The 12,390-nt window shown below is 72.5% G+C and carries 14 protein-coding genes; 12 read left to right on the forward strand and 2 right to left on the reverse strand.

The annotated features are described in order from the left end of the window. Positions 1–302: 302 nt before the first annotated feature. Complete coding sequence (locus ABD54_RS22300) at positions 303–1,103, reverse strand: DUF4352 domain-containing protein (protein WP_047871487.1); 801 nt, start codon at positions 1,101–1,103, stop codon at positions 303–305. A gap of 290 nt (positions 1,104–1,393) precedes the next feature. Here ABD54_RS22300 and ABD54_RS22305 point away from each other — a divergent pair, with 290 nt between their 5' ends. The 8 genes from ABD54_RS22305 to ABD54_RS22340 all read left to right on the forward strand — a co-directional run bounded on the left by ABD54_RS22305 (position 1,394) and on the right by ABD54_RS22340 (position 7,094). Further along, positions 1,394–1,756 carry a hypothetical protein gene (locus ABD54_RS22305; RefSeq protein WP_047871488.1) on the forward strand — a complete coding sequence of 121 codons (363 nt, stop codon included), beginning with the start codon at positions 1,394–1,396 and terminating at the stop codon, positions 1,754–1,756. Then, positions 1,749–2,189, forward strand: a complete 441-nt coding sequence (locus tag ABD54_RS22310) for a hypothetical protein (protein ID WP_047871489.1) — start codon at positions 1,749–1,751, stop codon at positions 2,187–2,189. Before ABD54_RS22305 ends, ABD54_RS22310 begins: the two co-directional genes overlap by 8 nt. Before the next feature lie 123 nt (positions 2,190–2,312). Beyond that, the gene (locus ABD54_RS22315) at positions 2,313–3,164 is read left to right on the forward strand and encodes a sulfurtransferase (RefSeq protein ID WP_047871490.1); all 852 of its coding nucleotides are present in this window, start codon (positions 2,313–2,315) and stop codon (positions 3,162–3,164) included. A 303-nt stretch (positions 3,165–3,467) separates the two neighbouring features. Next, positions 3,468–4,073, forward strand: coding sequence for a DUF4178 domain-containing protein (locus ABD54_RS22320; RefSeq protein ID WP_047871491.1), 606 nt, complete (start codon positions 3,468–3,470; stop codon positions 4,071–4,073). Between the two features lie 7 nt (positions 4,074–4,080). Continuing rightward, a complete protein-coding gene (locus ABD54_RS22325) occupies positions 4,081–4,626 on the forward strand; it encodes a DUF2617 family protein (protein WP_047871492.1) in 546 nt (181 codons plus the stop codon). After that, on the forward strand, positions 4,623–4,970 hold the full coding sequence (locus tag ABD54_RS22330) for a hypothetical protein (RefSeq protein WP_047871493.1): 348 nt from the start codon (positions 4,623–4,625) through the stop codon (positions 4,968–4,970). The genes ABD54_RS22325 and ABD54_RS22330 overlap by 4 nt, the downstream gene beginning before the upstream one ends. Before the next feature lie 59 nt (positions 4,971–5,029). After that, positions 5,030–5,458 carry a DUF350 domain-containing protein gene (locus ABD54_RS22335; protein ID WP_047871494.1) on the forward strand — a complete coding sequence of 143 codons (429 nt, stop codon included), beginning with the start codon at positions 5,030–5,032 and terminating at the stop codon, positions 5,456–5,458. 70 nt (positions 5,459–5,528) lie between these two features. Beyond that, positions 5,529–7,094, forward strand: coding sequence for a polyamine aminopropyltransferase (locus tag ABD54_RS22340; protein ID WP_047871495.1), 1,566 nt, complete (start codon positions 5,529–5,531; stop codon positions 7,092–7,094). A 400-nt stretch (positions 7,095–7,494) separates the two neighbouring features. On the opposite strand, the gene ABD54_RS22345 is transcribed toward ABD54_RS22340, so the two are convergent. Then, positions 7,495–7,953, reverse strand: coding sequence for a flavodoxin family protein (locus tag ABD54_RS22345; RefSeq protein ID WP_047871499.1), 459 nt, complete (start codon positions 7,951–7,953; stop codon positions 7,495–7,497). Between the two features lie 104 nt (positions 7,954–8,057). Between ABD54_RS22345 and ABD54_RS22350 the strand changes: the two genes are divergently transcribed. The 4 genes from ABD54_RS22350 (at position 8,058) to ABD54_RS22365 (ending at position 12,013) form a co-directional block, all read left to right on the forward strand. Beyond that, positions 8,058–8,411 carry a hypothetical protein gene (locus ABD54_RS22350; RefSeq protein WP_235432151.1) on the forward strand — a complete coding sequence of 118 codons (354 nt, stop codon included), beginning with the start codon at positions 8,058–8,060 and terminating at the stop codon, positions 8,409–8,411. Between the two features lie 312 nt (positions 8,412–8,723). Beyond that, a complete protein-coding gene (locus ABD54_RS22355) occupies positions 8,724–9,566 on the forward strand; it encodes a nitrilase-related carbon-nitrogen hydrolase (protein WP_047871496.1) in 843 nt (280 codons plus the stop codon). An 11-nt stretch (positions 9,567–9,577) separates the two neighbouring features. Then, on the forward strand, positions 9,578–10,987 hold the full coding sequence (gene hydA / locus ABD54_RS22360; RefSeq protein ID WP_047871497.1) for a dihydropyrimidinase: 1,410 nt from the start codon (positions 9,578–9,580) through the stop codon (positions 10,985–10,987). Positions 10,988–11,002: 15 nt separating this feature from the next. After that, entirely contained in the window at positions 11,003–12,013 is a 1,011-nt protein-coding gene (locus ABD54_RS22365) for a TIGR03842 family LLM class F420-dependent oxidoreductase (RefSeq protein WP_047871498.1), read from the forward strand. The last annotated feature ends 377 nt before the right edge of the window (positions 12,014–12,390 follow it).

Here is a 12,390-nt window from a genome sequence, read left to right on the forward strand (position 1 = left end):
GCTCCGGGGGATGCGCAGGGAGCGGCGGAGCGGGAACCGCGCTGGACGGGCGCGTGCGGGCGGGGACGCGCGCGTGCGCCGACGATATCCGAGCCAGCCGCGAAAAGGATCCCTTCTGCGATAAAAAGCGGCTTCCGCCGGATCCGACCGCTCTGCTGCCTCCCCCGAACGCTCCGTTGTCGGGCCCGGACGCCCCACCGGACACCTCGGGAGACCCGACCGGACACCGGCGAACGTCGGGAACGCAGCGCGAAGCCCCGGCCGCGGGGCGCGCGGCCGGGGCTTCGCGGTGCGTGTGTGGACTACTGGACCGTCGTGACGATCGGGTCCTCCATGCCGAAACTGGGGTCGTAGCGGACCTCGGTCACCACGACCTCGCCGACCACGGCGATCTGCCCCGAGACCGAGGAGCCGGGCGAGAGGGTGCCGACCTCGATGTGCTGGATGTCGGCGAAGATCGCGTCGGCCCAGTCGGTGCGCTCGGTCCCGTCGGAGAGCACCGTCGTGAAGTAGAGCGGGTTGATGTCGAGCGGCTCGTCGCCGTCGTTGGTGAGCTCGACGTCGAGCACCGTGTAGACGGTGTCGTCGATGGTGTCACCGGCGGTGCCCGCGGCGGTGGCGGTCAGGGTGACGCCCTGCTCGTTGGCGGGCTCCTCGGCCGCGCCGCCCTCGGGTTCCTGCGTGCCCTCCTGCTGGGTGGGCGCCGGGGACGCGGAGGTCGAGGCGCTGTCGCCGCCGCCCGCCATCGAGGCGATGACCACGATGACGATGACCACGATGACCACCAGGCCGAGGCAGCCGCCGCCGATGCCGAGGCCGACCTTGGCGCCGGTGGACATGCCCTTCTTCGGTGGCTGGCCGCCGGGCGGCGGGCCGTAGGGGCCTCCGGGACCGCCCGGGGGCATGCCGCCGTAGGGGGGCTGGCCGGGAGGCGGCCCGCCCGGGCCCCCGTAGGGCGACTGACCTCCGGACGGGGCTCCGTAGCCGGGATGGCCCCCGCCGGGAGGACCGTAGCCGGGCTGGCCGCCGTAGGGCTGGTAGCCGCCGGTGCCGTCACCGTGGGGAGGCTGCTGGGGGCCGGAAGGGTACTGGGGATAGGACAACGGGGTGCTCCGGTCTCGTACACGATGCCTGAGGGAATGGGCCGCGGGCCTGAGCCGTGTAGCGGCTGGAACACATGCGGCTTCGAGGACCATATCCGACACGGGTGTGCCGCCGCCTCGCTAGCCCCACGCCCGTACTGTCCGGAATGGGAAGTTTCCGCTGGCGGGCGGTGCCGGGCGGTGCCGGGCGGGGCAGCCGTCGGGGAACGGTGCGATCCGGTGGCCCTGACGTACTACGCTGTGTCGTAGAAGCCCGTTGGCATGGCGTGAGGACGACGAGCGGAGGCGGCGTGGTCGACTGGCTGACCATGACGATTCAGATGGTGTCACTGGCGTTGGCCGGGTGGTGCCTCGTCTCGACCTTCCGCGACCAGCCCATGGTGGTCCCGCACCTGGTCGGCATGGCGGTCCTGTGGCTGCTCGTGCTCGCGCAGGCGGCCGCCACCGTCGTCACCATGACCGGTGGCGAGCGGCCCGCCGAGACGGCCATGTTCGTGTCGTACCTGGCTACGGTCGTGCTGCTGCCGCCCGCGTGCGCCGTGTGGGGCTTCATGGAGCGGAGCAGGTGGGGCCCGGCGGTGATCGCCTTCGCGTGCCTGATCCTGCCCGTCCTGTTCGTCCGCCTCGAACAGCTCTGGAGCCCCGTTGCCTGAGTCCGCCGCGACCCGGGACAGAACCCTGCGCACCGGCCCCGGGCGGCTGCTCGTCGCCGTGTACGGGGTGTTCGCGCTCGCCGCGACCGCGCGAGGGGGCTACCAACTCGCCACGAGGTTCGACGAGGCGCCGCTGGCCTACGGGCTCTCGCTGCTCGCCGGGGTGATCTACCTGGTGGCGGCGGTGGGCCTGGCCCGGGCCGGGCGGACCTCGCGCAGGGTCGCGCTGGTCTCGTGCAGTGTCGAACTGGTCGGTGTGCTGGCGGTGGGCGCGGTCAGCCTGCTCCTGCCGGGGGTCTTCCCCGACGACACGGTGTGGTCGGACTTCGGCGCCGGGTACCTGTTCATACCGCTGGTGCTGCCCGTGCTGGGGCTGTGGTGGATCCTGCGCGTCCACCGCATGGACCGGGGCGCCGGGGGCCGCGGCGCCTGAACGGCGTCTGGCGGGCCCGCCCGCCGTTCCGCGTCCGGGCGGTCCTCCGACTGGCCGGTACGGCGGCGGACACCGGGCACACCCCTTCCCACCTGCCGGGACGGAACGCCTAGTGTGGTGCCCATGTCCGAACTCCTGACCCTGCCGGTGGCCGTGTCGGCCGACTGGCTCCGCGAACACCGCGACCGGGTGGTCCTCGTCGACTCCCGGTGGTACCTCGACGGGCGCTCCGGCCGCGACGCCCACCGCGCCGGACACCTGCCCGGCGCCGTCTTCACCGACCTGGGCACCGACCTGGCCGGCCCGGCCGGCCCCGAGGGCGGACGCCACCCGCTGCCCTCCGCGGCCGACTTCGCCCACGCCCTCGGCCGCCTCGGCATCGGCGACGACTCCTCCGTGGTGGTCTACGACGACGCGGGCGGTTCCGTGGCAGCCCGCCTGGTGTGGATGCTGCGCGTGCTGGGCACCCCGGCGGCCTTCCTCGACGGGGGCGTCCAGGCGTGGACCGGCGAACTGGAGGAGGGAGACGTCACCCCCCGGCCGGTGCACCGGACCCCGCTGCCCTGGCCCGCGGACCGGATCGTGCACACCGACACCGTCCGCGCCGAGGCGGGCGATCCGGCGCACCTGCTGGTGGACGCCCGCGCCCGCGAACGCTACACCGGTGCGCGGCCCGCGCCCGTCGACGCCCGGCCGGGGCACGTGCCGGGCGCCCGCAGCGCCGAGTGGACGGGGAACCTGGGCGATGACGGCCTCCTGGCCGCCCCGGGAATCCTGCGTGAACGCTTCGCCGCCCTCGGCGCCGACTCCGCCGACACCGTCACCGCCTACTGCGGGTCCGGAGTCACCGCCTGCCACGACCTGCTCGCTCTGGAGCACGCCGGGTACTCCGGCGCCCGCCTGTACCCGGGGTCGTGGAGCCGTTGGGGAGGCGACGACACCCTCCCGGTGGAGACCGGCGACCCCCGGGACTGAAACCCCTGCGCACCGGGACCCGGACGCTTCGGCCCGATCCGCCGCCCCCGGGGCGCCGGCGTCCCGGGGGCGCTGCGGGAGTGCGCCGCGGCGCACTTCCGGACACGGGGCCGTTACCAACGATCACCTTCCGTTAGAGGTTCCCGGACGGGGTGTCTTTCCTGTCCTGATCTGGTCACATGTGGAACCGACCCCTCGCACACGGCGTCAGAGCGTCAGTAGGATTGCCCGGCCCCGGGGAACACGCAGGCAGGGGACGTACACGGCCTCGCTCCCCCATGCCCCACCGCGAAACGAGGAACATTGGCCATCGAACTCCTGCTGCTGCTCATCCTGGTCGGCGTCGCCGTAGTGATCGGCGTCCTGGTCTACGCACAGCGCACCAAGAAGCCGAAGACGGCCCCCGAACCCCCCGCCCCGCCGCGGGACCCCTTCGCCGACACGGGCGACAGCACCGCGGGCGACCCGCGCGCCATCAAGGCGGGCGACATGATCGACTGGGGCACCGAGCGGACCTGGATCCGCGGCACCCTGCGCCTGTCCGAGGGCGGCTTCACCTGGTCGGAGCACTTCCTGGAGGTCGAGGGCGGCAAGCGCTGGCTCTCGGTGGAGGAGGACCCCGACGTGGAGCTGGCCCTGTGGACCGGCCGCCCCGACCTGGACATCACCCCCCAGGGCAAGAGCATCGAGCTGGAGGGCACCGTCTACCGGCTCCAGGAGAAGGGCACCGGCTCCTACCGCTCCGAGGGCACCACCGGGCTCAAGGCCTCCGGGGGCCTGGACTACGCCGACTACGAGTCCGACGACGGACGGCTGCTGTCCTTCGAGCGCTTCGACCACGGGCGCTGGGAGGCCAGCACGGGGAGCAAGATCGCCCCGGGCACCTTCACCATCTACCCGGGGAGCTGACCGGAACGTGCGCGCGAGCATCAGCGCCCCCTTCGTCGACACCAGCGCTGACGACCTGGTCTGGGCCCTGCGCCACCCGTTGGTCGACCCCCTGGCCGCCCGCACCGTCCGGGTGCCGGGGGCACGGGTCGAGCTGCGGGTGCTCGGCGCCTCCCACCAGGTGGTCGTCACGCCGGAGCCGTCGCCCGGGGCCCTGGCGGCCGGGGGGCCGCTGGTGGAGACGGTGGCCTGCCTGCCCGGCCTCCCCGGCGGTCTGCCCGGCAGCGCCGACCGCTCCGACCTGGGCGGCTACCGTTTCGGCTCGCGCGTGGAGTACCTGTCCCGCACCGAGCTGGCCCGCCGGGTGGAGGGGATCCACCGGGAGGTGGAGGACTCCCCCGGCGGCCTGCTCGTCGCCTTCCCCGGCGATCCGCTGGCGGTCACCGCGCTGCACCTGGTCCCCGGCGGACCACTCGGCTGGCGCACCTGGCACGCCTACCCCCAGAGCGGCGAGCTGGTGACGACCGCCTCGACCGTGACCCTTCCCCCCACTTCCGGGAGAACCGAACCATGAAGGCATACGAGGAGCCCGCGAACAACGGCAACAGGAACGTCATCATCACGGTGTTCGTCGTGATCGGCGTCATCCTGCTGGTCCTGGTCCTGCTCAGCGCCTGCTCCAACAACAGCAACAACTACTGCCCCGACGACGACGTGGTCCAGATCGAGGGCTATGACGACGACGACTGCGAAGGGTCATCGGGGTCCTCCGGCGGCGGAGGAGGGTTCTTCTTCTTCGGCGGGGGAACCGGCGGCGGCAGCAGTTACAGGGACAACAACAGCAGCTACAGCGGCGGCAGCAGCAGCAACGGCAGCGGCAGCAACTACCGCGGCGGCGGCAGCGGCTTCGGCAAGTAGTCTCCTTCCCCAAACGCCACGAACACGTCAACCGAAATCCCCTACCTGCGAACAGGACCATGAACGAGATCCTCCTCAACGCGCTCGGAGCCCTCGCCTACGGCGGAGTGGGCATCTTCATCCTCGTGCTGGGCTACCTCCTCACCGACCTGCTCACGCCCGGCAAGCTGCACGTGCTGATCTGGGAGAACCGCAACCGCAACGCGGTCCTTCTCGTGTCCGCGAACACGCTGGGGTCGGCCATCGTCGTCACCTCGGCGATCCTCTCCAGCGAGTCCGAGATCGGACTGGGCGCGGGCCTGCTCTCGACCGCCGTCTACGGGTTGATCGGCTTGGGCGTGATGGCGCTGGCGTTCGTGCTGATCGACCTCCTCGTCCCCGCCAAGATCGCCCAGATGATCAGCAGCGACGAGCCGCACCCGGCCACCTGGGTGAGCGCCTCCGCGCACGTGGCGATCGCGGTCGTCATCGCCGCGGCCCTGACCTGACGCCCCTCGCCCCACCGGCCCCCTGCCCCGGGCAACCGCACCACCGCACCACCACACGAAGGCAGTTCCGTTGACTGAGACCGCCGTCCGCACACGGCCCCGACTGCCGGTACCCGCCAGGGCGGCCCGGTTCCTCGTGTTGCTGGCGGTGTTCGTCTGCGCCGCCTGCGGTCTGGTGTACGAGCTCGCGCTGGTCGCCATCGGCAGCTACCTGCTCGGCGACAGCATCACCCAGGCCTCCGTGGTCCTGTCGGTGATGGTGTTCGCGATGGGCGTGGGCTCCCTGTTGTCCAAGCGCTTCCAGGCGCACCCCGCCGCGGCCTTCGCGGTGATCGAAGGCCTGCTCTCGCTGGTCGGCGGGCTGTCCGTGCTGCTGCTGTACGGGGCGTTCGCCTGGTTCTCCGCCTACCAGCCCGCCCTGGTGGTGCTGTCGTTCGCCATCGGCCTCCTCATCGGCATGGAGATCCCGCTGCTGATGACGCTGATCCAGCGCATCCGCAGGCAGGACGCCTCCGACGCGGTCGCCGACCTGTTCGCCGCCGACTACGTGGGCGGCCTGATCGGCGGCCTGGCCTTCCCGTTCGTGCTGCTTCCGCTGCTGGGCCTGCCCAAGGGCGCGCTGATGGTGGGCGCGCTCAACGCCGTCGTCGGTGTGGCGGTGGTGCTGTGGCTGTTCCGCACGGAGCTGACCCGGCGCGCCTACGCGGGCCTGAGCCTGGGCCTGGCGCTCATCATCGCGGTGCTCGGCCTGGCCTACGCCTACGCCGACCGGTTCGAGGTGGACGCGCGCCAGGCGCTGTACCGCGACCCGATCGTGCACGCCGAGCGCTCCGAGTACCAGGAGATCGTGCTCACCCGGTCCCTGGACGGCCGGGACGTGCGCCTGTTCCTGAACGGGAGCCTCCAGTTCTCCAGCCTGGACGAGTACCGCTACCACGAGTCGCTGGTGCACCCGGCGATGGCGGGACCGCACGGGGACGTGCTGGTGCTGGGCGGCGGTGACGGCCTGGCCCTGCGGGAGATCCTGGCCTACGACGACGTGGCCTCGGCCACCCTGGTGGACCTGGACCCGGCCGTGATCGAACTGGCCTCGACCGACCCGGTGATCAGCGGCCTCAACGGGGACTCCTTCGAGGACCCGCGCGTGGACGTGGTCAACACCGACGCCTTCCAGTGGCTGCGCGAGAACCGCGAGGAGTTCGACGTCATCATCGCCGACCTCCCGGACGGGGACTCCGTGGGCACCGCCAAGCTCTACTCGGTGGAGTTCTACGCCCTCCTGCGCCACGCCCTGTCCGAGGAGGGCCGCATGGTCGTGCAGGCGGGTTCGCCCTTCTTCGCTCCGGAGGCCTACTGGGGCGTGGGCGACTCCCTGGAGGCGGCGGACCTGGCGGTCACCCCCTACAACGTGGACGTGCCGAGCTTCGGCAACTGGGGCTTCTACCTCACCTCGCCCGGGTCCGCGCCCGAGCTGCGCGTCCCCGAGGACGCGCCGCCGCTGAGCTTCCTCGACCCGGCCCTGCTGGAGGCCGCGCGGGTCTTCCCCAAGGACCGCCGCGAGGAGGACGTGGAGGAGTCGACCCTCATGCACCCGAGGATCATCGGCTACCACCAGGGGGCCTGGCGGGGCTACTGACGCCGGTCCGCGGACCGGCGCCGCCTCGGAGGCAAACACCGCGCGGCCTGAGGACTTGGGCCAGTGGGCGGCCACGCGGTGTGTCTGGGGAGGGGCTGGCCGGGGACCCGGCCACGTCCCGGGGGGGGACGGCGGTCACGGGTGGAGAGGCGGACGGAAGGTCTGCGGCGCCGGACGGTACAAGGGTGCGCTTTCCCGCGTTCCCCGACGGCCTGGGCCCATCCTGACCCCCTGGTCGAACTCGGCGAAACCGCCACGCCGCATCCGACACCGGCCCAGCCAACCCCTTACCCAGACTTTCCCGGCTTTTTCCGGCTTCCCGCCCGCCGCCGTGGCGGCGGGTTCGCCGGAGCGGCCCGCGAGCCGCGTACGTCGGAGCCCGTGGCCCCTGCGGGCCCGCTCAGGCGCGCTCCAGGGCGGCGAGGGCGGTGACGGCGCCCAGTTCCCAGCAGGCCTCGCGGTCCCGTGCCTCCGGGCGGCCCGTCACGGTGACCGGCGGCCGGTGACGCCGCCAACCCATGCCCTTGGCGATCGACTCGACCGCCCGGACCGCACCGGAGGCGTCGTCGTCCCCGTGCACGTACAGCGCGTAGGGCAGCCCCTCGGACGCCCCCTGGGCGGGGTAGAAGACCGTGTCGAAGAAGACCTTGAGGGCGCCCGACATGTACCCGATGTTGGCCGGGGTCCCCAGGACGACGGCGTCGGCGCCGAGCAGGTCGCTGGCCGTGGCCGACAGAGCCGCCTCCGCACGCACCTCGACCCCGTCGATGTCGTCGTCGCGGGCGCCCTCCAGGACGGCCTCCAGCAACTGCCGGGTCGCGGGCGAGACCGTGTGGTGAACGATGAGCAGTCGTGCCATGTCCCCCACACTAGGAGGCGGCGGCGCCCCGCCGCCGCCTCCCGAACGGCGCCACCCGGCACCGGCGCGCAGCCGACGCCCGCAGCAGAAAGCCAGGCCCCGCCATGAGCCAGCCCCCGCACGGTCCCGGTGACGGATCCGCGGACCGCGACCAGCCGCCCATGGGCCCTCCGCCCGGAGGCATGCCGCCCAGCGGCTGGCAGCCGCCCGCGGGCCCTCCGCCCGCGCCCGGATTCGGCCGCTCGGACCCTCCCGCCCAGGGGGAGCCCGGAGACTCCGGGGAGTACTCCCCCTGGCTGTTCCTGAGCCTGGGCTGCGGCGCCCTGTTCCTCATCGGGATCGGCTTGGTCCTGCTCATCGTCCTCGTCTTCGACGACCGCGCCGAGCGGAGCGAGGGCGCGCTCGGACCCCTCGGTGACGGCGGCGCCTCCGTCACCGGGGACCGCGCCGCCGCCTGACCGCGCGGCGGCCGGGGGGAGTGTGTCCTCATCTGAAATTCAGCGGGAGAAAGCCGGAAAACATGGCCTTTCCTCTGAAATTCCGCGCGCCACAGAAAGGACATCGCACCCCGCAAGGGCACGATCGCGCAATTCCTTCACCCGGCCGCGCGCGGAGAACGCGGATGTCGGACGTTGACCGGCCATTCGACGTTACCTAAGGTGCGACGGCACGCGCACCACCCGCTCGCACCACCGTGCCAGCAGGACATACGCGGACGTAACAACCGTTCTCGCCCGCCCCGGCGGCGCACACGCAGGAACGAGGAACACATGCCGCACAACGTCCGTGCCGCACTCGTCCAGACCGAATGGACGGGCGACACCGAATCCATGCTCGCCGTCCACGAGAAGCACGCGCGCGACGCCGCCGCACAGGGCGCGCGGGTGATCGGTTTCCAGGAGCTGTTCAACGCCCCCTACTTCTGCCAGGTGCAGGCCCCCGAGCACCACCGCTGGGCCGAGGCCGTCCCCGACGGCCCCACCGTCACCCGGTTCAGGGCACTGGCACGGGAACTGGGCATCGTCATGGTCCTGCCGGTCTTCGAGGTGGAGTCCCCCGGCTTCCACTACAACACCGCCGCGGTCGTCGACGCCGACGGCAGCTACCTGGGCAAGTACCGCAAGCACCACATCCCGCAGGTCCACGGCTTCTGGGAGAAGTACTACTTCCGCCCCGGCAACCTCGGCTGGCCGGTCTTCGACACCGCCGCCGGACGCATCGGCGTCTACATCTGCTACGACCGCCACTTCCCCGAGGGCTGGCGGGCACTGGGGCTGGCCGGAGCCCAGCTCGTGTACAACCCCTCCGCGACCAGCCGCGGCCTGTCCGCCCACCTGTGGAAGCTGGAGCAGACCGCGGCGGCCGTGGCCAACGCCTACTTCGTCGCCGCGATCAACCGCGTGGGCGTGGAGGAGTACGGCGACAACGACTTCTACGGCACCAGCTACTTCGCCGACCCGCGCGGGCAGTTCGTCGGCGACGCCGCCTCCGACACCTCCGCCGAACTGCTCGTGCGCGACCTGGACCTGGACATGGTCGACGAGGTCCGCCGGCAGTGGGCCTTCTACCGCGACCGCAGGCCCGACGCCTACGGCCCGCTGGTCCAGGGCTGAGGGGGCGCGCCATGGCACGACGCACCGTCGTCCGCGGCGGCCTGGTCGTCACCGCGTCCGAGGAGACCGAGGCCGACGTCCTCGTGGAGGGCGAGAGGGTGGCCGCGCTCGCGCTGCGCGGCAGCGACGCCGCCCGGTCCTGGGCCGACAGCGGCGCCGAGGTCATCGACGCCGCCGGGCACTACGTCGTCCCCGGCGGGGTGGACGGCCACACCCACATGGAGATGCCCTTCGGCGGCACCTCCTCCTCCGACACATTCGAGACGGGCACCCGGGCCGCCGCCTGGGGCGGGACCACCACGATCGTCGACTTCGCCATCCAGCGGCCCGGGGAGTCGGTGCGCGCGGGCGTGGACGCGTGGATGGCCAAGGCCGAGGGCAACTGCGCGGTGGACTACGCCTTCCACGCCATCCTCTCCGACGTCGACGCTTCCTCGCTCGGTGAGATGGACGCCCTCGTCGACGAGGGCGTGACCTCGTTCAAGCTGTTCATGGCCTACCCGGGCGTGTTCTACAGCGACGACGGCCAGATCCTGCGGGCCATGCAGCGCGGCGCCGCCAACGGCGCGCTGACCATGGTGCACGCCGAGAACGGCATCGCCATCGACGTTCTGGTCGAGCAGGCCCTGGCCGAGGGCAGGACCGACCCGAGGTACCACGGCGAGGTGCGCGGGGCCCTGCTGGAGTCGGAGGCCACCCACCGCGCCGTCCAGCTCGCCCGGGTGGCGGGCGCGCCTCTGTACGTGGTGCACGTCTCGGCCCGGGAAGCGGTGGAGGAGCTGGCCCGGGCACGCGGAATGGGGCTCAACGTGTTCGGCGAGACCTGCCCCCAGTACCTGTTCCTGTCCGCCGACAACCTCGCCGAGCCCGGTTTCGAGGGCGCCAAGTACGTGTGCTCCACACCTCTGCGGCCCCGGGAGCACCAGGAGCACCTGTGGCGGGCTCTGCGCACCAACGACCTGTCCGTGGTCTCCACCGACCACTGCCCGTTCTGCTTCACCGGACAGAAGGACCTGGGCCGGGGCGACTTCTCCAGGATCCCCAACGGCATGCCCGGGGTCGAGCACCGCATGGACCTGCTGCACCAGGCCGTGGTGGAGGGCCGCATCGGCAGGCGCCGGTGGATCGAGATCGCCTGCGCCACCCCGGCACGCATGTTCGGCCTGTACCCGGCCAAGGGCACGATCTGCCCGGGCTCGGACGCCGACATCGTGGTCTACGACCCCCGCGCCGAGCAGGTCCTGTCGGCGGAGACGCACCACATGAACGTGGACTACTCGGCCTACGAGGGCAGACGGGTCACCGGCCGGGCCCGCACCGTGCTCTCGCGCGGCCGGGTCGTGGTGGACCGCGGCGTCTACCTGGGCGAGGCCGGGCACGGCCGGTACGTGCCCCGGTCCACCTGCCAGTACCTGGTCTGAACGAGAGGGCAGCACATGGACATCGGACTCGTCCTCCAGACCGACCCGCCCGCCGACCTGCTGGTCGAGCGGATGGTCCGCGCTGAGGGGTACGGCTTCACCCACGGGTGGACCTTCGACTCGGTCGTGCTCTGGCAGGAGCCCTTCGTCGTCTACAGCCGGATCCTGGAGCGCACAAGCGGCCTGGTCGTGGGGCCCATGGTGACCAACCCGGGCACGCGTGCCTGGGAGGTGACCGCCTCGCTGTTCGCCACCCTGAACGACATGTTCGGCAACCGCACAGTGTGCGGGATCGGCCGGGGCGACTCGGCCATGCGGGTGGCGGGCCGCCGTCCCGCCACCCTGGAACGCCTGTCCCGGGCGATGCGCGCGATCAAGGACCTGGCCGAGGGCCGGGAGGCCGACGTGGACGGCACGGCCCTGCGCCTGCCGTGGGTGCGCGACGGCGCCCTGCCCGTGTGGATGGGCGCCTACGGGCCCCGGGCGCTGGAGCTGGCGGGCCGCCGGGCGGACGGTTTCATCCTCCAACTTGCCGACCCCTACCTGACAGAGTGGATGGTCAGGGCGGTGCGCACGGCCGCGGCCGACTCCGGGCGCGACCCCGACGCGGTGACGGTGTGCGTGGCCGCGCCCGCATACGTCACCGACGGCTCCGACCGGGGACTGGCCCACGCGCGGGAGCAGTGCCGGTGGTTCGGGGGCATGGTGGGCAACCACGTGGCCGACCTGGTCGCCCGCTACGGCGACTCCTCCGACGCGGTCCCGCGGGAGCTGACCGACTACGTCAGGGCCCGGCGGGGCTACGACTACAGCCACCACGGACGGGCGGACAACCCCGACACCGCGTTCGTCCCGGACGGCATCGTCGACCGGTTCTGCCTGGTCGGTCCGGTGGAGGAGCACGTGCGGAAGCTGGAGCGGCTCCGGGAGGCGGGCGTGGACCAGTTCGCGGTGTACGCGATGCACGACGACGTGGACGGGGTCATCGACGCCTACGGGCGCCACGTCGTCCCGGCCGTTTCCTGACCCGCGCCGCGGGGCCGCCGGGGCGCGGGCGACCGCTCCGTGGCGGCCCCGCCCTCGTGGCGGGGAGCGGGAGAAGGCCGGGAGCCGGAAGGCCGCGGCCCGGGACCGGCGCACCGGTCGGGGACGGCCCGCACGGGACGGCGTCCGGGCCCGGTCCCCGGCCGCACGGGGGCGTCCCTTCGGGGCGGACGGTCCGGTGGTAACCCTCACGACCCGCCCGCGACACCTGTGCGCCTTGTGACGTGCGAGGATATTCGGCGGCCCGGAACGAATCCGGACTTTTCGCCGCGCTTCCAGGGGTTCCCCCGGTGGGCCCGGCAGCGCTTCGCATCCCCCGCCCTCCCCGTCCGCCCACCGAGACCAGGTGACCCGTGACC

Source organism: Nocardiopsis sp. RV163, from assembly GCF_001029525.1.
Taxonomy (GTDB): domain Bacteria; phylum Actinomycetota; class Actinomycetes; order Streptosporangiales; family Streptosporangiaceae; genus Nocardiopsis; species Nocardiopsis dassonvillei.

Bases quoted from the DNA above. Each gene is read 5' to 3' on its own strand.
- ABD54_RS22315 (WP_047871490.1), top strand. From the start codon at position 2,313: ATGTCCGAACTCCTGACCCTGCCGGTGGCCGTGTCGGCCGACTGGCTC.
- ABD54_RS22330 (WP_047871493.1), top strand. From the start codon at position 4,623: ATGAAGGCATACGAGGAGCCCGCGAACAACGGCAACAGGAACGTCATC.
- ABD54_RS22335 (WP_047871494.1), top strand. From the start codon at position 5,030: ATGAACGAGATCCTCCTCAACGCGCTCGGAGCCCTCGCCTACGGCGGA.
- ABD54_RS22345 (WP_047871499.1), bottom strand. From the start codon at position 7,953: ATGGCACGACTGCTCATCGTTCACCACACGGTCTCGCCCGCGACCCGG.
- ABD54_RS22350 (WP_235432151.1), top strand. From the start codon at position 8,058: ATGAGCCAGCCCCCGCACGGTCCCGGTGACGGATCCGCGGACCGCGAC.
- ABD54_RS22355 (WP_047871496.1), top strand. From the start codon at position 8,724: ATGCCGCACAACGTCCGTGCCGCACTCGTCCAGACCGAATGGACGGGC.
- hydA (WP_047871497.1), top strand. From the start codon at position 9,578: ATGGCACGACGCACCGTCGTCCGCGGCGGCCTGGTCGTCACCGCGTCC.
- ABD54_RS22365 (WP_047871498.1), top strand. From the start codon at position 11,003: ATGGACATCGGACTCGTCCTCCAGACCGACCCGCCCGCCGACCTGCTG.